The sequence below is a fragment of the Pseudoxanthobacter sp. genome, from assembly GCF_036822375.1.
Taxonomy (GTDB): domain Bacteria; phylum Pseudomonadota; class Alphaproteobacteria; order Rhizobiales; family Segnochrobactraceae; genus Pseudoxanthobacter.
Map to the genome: position 1 here is coordinate 1 of NZ_DAISHT010000212.1, position 5,673 is coordinate 5,673.

Genomic DNA, 5,673 nt, shown 5'->3' on the forward strand with positions numbered 1-5,673 from the left:
CCTGCACCAGAAGCAGGGCGATGGCACTGTCCATTGGGTCTCCCCCCTGTCCGCAGGGTCGCGGGCGGGCACGTGGTCTTCTTGTCCGGGAAAGGCGACGGGGCCGTGTGCTGCCGGGCCGGTTCGCGGGCGAAACCGCCCGGCAGTCTCAGGCGGGGCGCGCCGTCAGTTGACGAGTTTCCAGCCACCGCCGGTCACTTCCACCAGCACGCGGGCGCGCTCGTCGAGCCCGGTGTGGTTCTCCGGCGTCATGTTGTAGACGCCATGCACGCCGACGAGGTTCCGGGTGTTTTCCAGCGCATCGCGCAGCGCCAGATGGAAGGCCTCGGTGCCGGGCTTTGCCGCTTCCAGCGCCTTGGGCAGGGCGTTCTGCACCAGCAGCCACGCATCCCATGCGGTGCCGGCCTGCGAGGAACGGGTGCCGGGGCCGTTGGCCTTTTCAATCTCTTCGTCGAAGGCCATGGCGACCGGCTTGGAGGGATGGCTGTCCGGCAGCTGCTCGGCGACCAGCACCGGGCCGACCGGCAGCAGCGTGCCTTCGACATCCTTGCCGCCGACGCGGATGAACTCGCGGCTGGCAACCCCGTGCGACTGGAAGATCAGCCCCTTGTAGCCGCGCTTGCGCAGCTCGATCTGCGGCAGGGTGGCGGGCGTTGCCGAACCGCCGATGAACACCGCCTCCGGCCGGCCGGCCATGATCTTCAGCACCTGCGCGGTCACCGACGTATCGAGCCGGTTGTAGCGCTCCGCGCCAGTGAGCCGGATGCCCGCCTTTTCCGCTGCCGCCGAAAAGTCCTTATAAAGCAGATCGCCCCACGCATCGGCAAAGCCGATGAAGCCGGCGGTCCTGATCTTGCGCTTCTGCATCTCCTCCACGATGCGGCCGACCATCAGGTCGGCATCCTGCACCGAGCGGAACACGAATTTTGCCTTGTCGGCCGGCGGCACATAGGGCGACAGGCCGATCATCGGCACCTTCGCCTCGTCCACCACCGGAACCACTGCCGCGATCAGCGCGTTGACGGTCGGCCCCAGAATGACGTCGGCCTTCTCCTCGGTGATGAGGCGGCGGGCGGCGCGCACGGCCGCGGTCGGATCGGTGGCATCGTCCAGCAGCACCACGCGCACCGGCTCGTCGCCCACCCGGGCGGGAATGAGGTTGATGGCGCGCTTGATATCCACGCCCATCGCCGCGCCCGGGCCGGTCATCGACACGATGACACCCACCGTCACCTCGGCCGCCGCCGGCAACACAGCGGTGGTGGCAAACAGGGCGGCTGCGCCCAGCGCAAGCGCGAGGCGCTTCACCTTACGGTGCAACATGTATTTTCCTCCCATGAAAAATCAAACCCTGCCGGTCCGCCCGCCTTGTGCGGCGGATTCTTCCGGCCGGCAGGGCCTTGTCGCGTTCAGGCCGCGGCGCGCACTTCTCCCACCGGGGCGCGATAGCTCATGGCCGCGGCAAAGCGGATGACACCCTTGTCGGCATCCTGCGGGCCCATGGTGGCGCCCACGAAGCGATCCGGCCGCAGGATCAGGATCGGGTCGCGGCCGCCGCCGAACCACTCCTTGAGGCGGCCGTCGATATCGCCGACCACGGTCACGCCGTTCCATTCGGCCTGCGCGTAGGCGCGCTGCACTTCCGGCACCGCACAGATGAGCCGCACGCCGAGATTCTGAAGGATGGCGCGGGCATCCGTGCCGAGCCAGTACAGCGGATCGAGGCCCCACGCGATCAGCGCAAAGCCGCTGCCGACAACGTCGTCCAGCTTCAGCACGGCGCCGTCGGCGGTGCGCACCCGCGGCTGGATGAAGAGTTTTCCGACCGGGCTTTCCGCCCCGCCGGTCTCGGCGGCCACCAGCGCCCCCACCTTGTAGCGCGGCATCGGCTTGAAGCGCATTTCAAGGAAATAGCGCTTCACCGGCGGAATGCGGTTCAGCACCAGCGTCAGCGCATCGCGGGCGCCGGCAACCAGACGGTTGGTGGGCGAGAAGATGCGGCCGGCCGTCTGCGACAGTTCGATCATCGCGCCCGCATGGTCGCGCCGCTCGGTCTCGTAGGTGTCGAGCAGCCGCTCGTCGGCAAGGCCCCGCACCACGAGGGCGAGCTTCCAGGCGATGTTGGCGGCATCGCGCACGCCACTGTTATAGCCCTGCCCCTGCCACACCGGCATGATGTGCGCGGCATCGCCCGCCAGCACCACGCGCCCCTTGCGGAACTGCTTCGCAAGGCGCGCGTTGTGGGTGTAGATGCGCGCCCGGATCATGTCGATGCGTGCCGGATCCGGCAGCACCTTCTGCAGCATGCGCTGCAGCATTTCCGGCGGCAGCACATCGCCTTCCGCCTCGCCGTCGAACAGCATGAACTCGAAACGGCGCACGCCGTGCGGCAGCGCGATCGACACATAGGGCCGCGCCGGATCGCAGTGCATGTAGGCGTTGGGCGTGCCGAGCGGATCGTTGGCGATGTCGACCACGATCCAGCGGTTGGAGTCCGTCGAGCCCTCGAAGGGAATGTCCAGCGCCTTGCGCACCGCGCTCTTGCCGCCGTCGCTGGCCACCATGTAGCGCGTGCGGATGGTACGCACGCCGTGCTGCGACTGCACGGTCAGGGTGACGCCGGCGCTGTCCTGCGTGAATTTCTCCAGCGTATGGCCGAGCCGCAGGCTCACCTGCGGGTAGCGGCTGAGGCCGGCGGCGAGTTCGCGGTCCACCAGCGGCTGGATGAAGGCATTGCGGCGCGGCCAGCCGAACTCGTCGGTTTTCGGCTCCAGCGAGGCGAAGCAGCGGCCGGAGGCCGTGACGAAACGCATCCACTGGTTCGGCGTGGTGTGCGGCAGCACCTTGTCGACCAGACCGATGGCCTGCATCACGCGCAGCGATTCGTCATCCATGCCGACGCCGCGGGGAAAATCGATCAGCTTGTCGAGCTGCTCCAGCACGATGACGCTGACACCCTGCGCGCCGAGATAGTTGGCAATGATGAGGCCGACCGGCCCCGCCCCGACAATCACGACGTCTGTGGTTTCATCGCCTGTGGCGGTCACGCTCATGGTTCTCTCCTGCGAACGGCCGGTTGCGGGCGGCCTCGCGCGGCCGTCCGGCCCGGCCGGCTGGCCCGGCTCCGGCCCGGCGCGATTGGAAGTTCAGGACGGCAAGGGGAAAGCCGCGCAGCAGGCAGCCCCGGCACAGAAGGCCGGCAACAACGCTCCGTTCACCGCGCGGATCGCGCGGCGTCAGAACGGTCTGCGGGCGTGGCTTTCGGCGGTGCGGCGAAGACCCGGCATCATGCGAAGCATAACACCCGGCCGGTACGCAGAATCAGGCAGGCTGAAAGACCTGCCCCGACAGAAGACCGGCACCGAAAGGCATAAGACTTTTGTTCAGGGACCGGCGCGGCTGTGCAAAATGGACAATTTCAACTCCCGGAATCATCTTGTTCTTTCACAGGCTGCCCGCTCTCCTTTGCGGAGGCGAGGCCCGTTTTTATCTTGGAAAACACGCTAGGCCGCAGATCGGAACCGTTCAATATCGATATCCGCAATGTGCATCAGGTGCACATCCGGCAGGTTTCCGCATTCAGCCGGCCGCCGGCGCCGTGGCCAGCAGTTCGGCCACGAAGGCTTCGACCAGTGCATTGGTCTCCGTCTCCCGCCGCCAGCCGACGAAATGCGGCGAGGCAAAGCTGAAGAGGTCGGGCCGGATGGCGCGCAGCCGTCCCGCCGCCACGTCCGCCGCCGCCAGATGGCAGGGCAGAAAGCCGATGAACCGCCCGCTGAGCAGCAGCATGAGCTGGGCCTCCATATCCACGACCAGTGCGCCGGGCCGCGGATGGCCGGCAAGCTGCAGGTCGTCGAAATGGCGGTAGCGCCGCAGCGAGAATGCGGTGCCGGCGATTTCCCGCCGCGAGATGCCCGCATCCTCGCGGGCGAACAGCGGATGGCCGGCACCGCAATAGAGGCCGTGCGGCTCGTCGGCAAAGAAGCGGGTCTCAAGCCCCGGCGTGCGGCGCGGCAGCGGGCCGACCACCACGTCCCGGCTGCCGCCGGCAAGCTGGGCCTCAAGCTCGGCCGGGGTGCCGAGCGTCAGGTCCACCATCACATCGCGGTCGGGCGACAGAAAGCGCGCCAGCGCATGGTGAATGCCGAGCGTGGCACTGGTGGCGGTGCCGTCCGAAACGCCGATCCTGAGCCGGCCGGAAAGACCGCCGCGCGCCGCGGCAACCCGGCGGCTGAAATCATCGAGATCGCCGAACAGCCGGATCGCCGCCTCGTAGGTCGCCTGTCCCAGATCAGTCAGGCGAAAGCTCTGGCGGCCGCGCTGGCACAGCCGGCCGCCCAGCCGCTTTTCCAGATCGGCCAGATGGGTGCTGAGGGTGGGCTGCGACAGGTTCAGCGCCACCTGCGCCTCGGCAAAGCCGCCGGCATCGGCGAGCGCCACGAACACGCGCAGCAGGCGGATATCGATGGTGTCGAGCCGGCGCATCGGCATTACCCTGCATTGAGAATTCTCAATCTGTCGATCCGGTTTATCTGATTTACGCCGATGTCAAAACCCGCGATCCTCCCCGCGCCCCCGGTGTGCCGCGCTCTGCTGCGGCACCCGGTTTCCTGTCGCCGGAGGCCCGCGCCATGTCGAATTTCCACCAGCCGGTCGATGCTGCCGAAGTGCCGCGTTTTGCCGGCCACGCCACCTTCATGCGGTTGCCGGCGGTTCCCACGCCCGAGGGGCTCGATATCGCCCTCGTCGGCATTCCGTGGGACGGCGGCACCACCAACCGCGCCGGCACCCGCCACGGCCCGCGCGAAATCCGCAACCAGTCCAGCCTGATGCGGCGGGTGCACCATGTCACCCGCGTCTCGCCGTTCGAGATCGCCAACATCGCCGATGTCGGCGACGTCTCCGTCAACCCCATCGACGTGCTGGATGCCCTGAAGCGCATCGAGGCCGGCATTGCCGCCATCGTCGCGGCCGGTGCCGTGCCGCTGGCCGCCGGCGGCGACCACCTCACCTCGCTGCCCTCGCTGCGGGCGGTGGCGAAGGCCCGGCCGGTGGGCCTCATCCACTTCGATGCCCACTCCGACACCAACGACACCTATTTCGGCGGCAACCCCTACACCCACGGCACGCCGTTTCGCCGCGCCATCGAGGAAGGGCTGGTCGATCCGCAGCGGTTCGTGCAGATCGGCATCCGCGGTTCGATCTACGATGGCGACGAGCACGCGTGGGCGGCGGCGCAGGGCGTGCGCATCATCTACATGGAAGAATTCGTGCGCCGCGGCCCGGCCGACGTGATGGCCGAAGTCCGCCGCATCGTCGGTGATGCCCCCGCTTATGTGACCTTCGACATCGACAGCATCGATCCGTCGATGGCGCCGGGCACCGGCACGCCCGAAATCGGCGGGTTCACCACCCGCGAGGCGCAGGAGATGCTGCGGCTGCTGGCCGGCATCGACATCGTCGGCGCCGACGTGGTGGAGGTCTCGCCTCCCTTCGATCTGGCCGGCATGACTGCGCTGGCCGGCGCCACGGTGATGTTCGAACTGATGTGCGTGATTGCCGCGAACATCGCCGCCCGGCGGGCCCGCTGAGGCGATCCGGCCACGTTCGGCGCGAAGCGACGATCTCCCCGATAAGGTTGCCTCGCGCCGGCGCCCCTGCCGGCACCCCCCG

General features: G+C 68.1%; 4 protein-coding genes. 1 reads left to right on the plus strand and 3 read right to left on the minus strand.

What is annotated here, in order from left to right:
- Positions 1-165: 165 nt before the first annotated feature.
- From V7067_RS14855 to V7067_RS14865, 3 genes are all read right to left on the minus strand, one after another.
- Complete coding sequence (locus V7067_RS14855) at positions 166-1,323, minus strand: ABC transporter substrate-binding protein (RefSeq protein ID WP_334176685.1); 1,158 nt, start codon at positions 1,321-1,323, stop codon at positions 166-168.
- A gap of 86 nt (positions 1,324-1,409) precedes the next feature.
- A complete protein-coding gene (locus V7067_RS14860; RefSeq protein WP_334176686.1) occupies positions 1,410-3,053 on the minus strand; it encodes a bifunctional 3-(3-hydroxy-phenyl)propionate/3-hydroxycinnamic acid hydroxylase in 1,644 nt (547 codons plus the stop codon).
- 526 nt (positions 3,054-3,579) lie between these two features.
- The gene (locus tag V7067_RS14865) at positions 3,580-4,485 is read right to left on the minus strand and encodes a LysR family transcriptional regulator (protein WP_334176687.1); all 906 of its coding nucleotides are present in this window, start codon (positions 4,483-4,485) and stop codon (positions 3,580-3,582) included.
- A 146-nt stretch (positions 4,486-4,631) separates the two neighbouring features.
- Between V7067_RS14865 and speB the strand changes: the two genes are divergently transcribed.
- Positions 4,632-5,591, plus strand: a complete 960-nt coding sequence (gene speB / locus V7067_RS14870; protein WP_334176688.1) for an agmatinase — start codon at positions 4,632-4,634, stop codon at positions 5,589-5,591.
- Positions 5,592-5,673 lie beyond the last annotated feature (82 nt).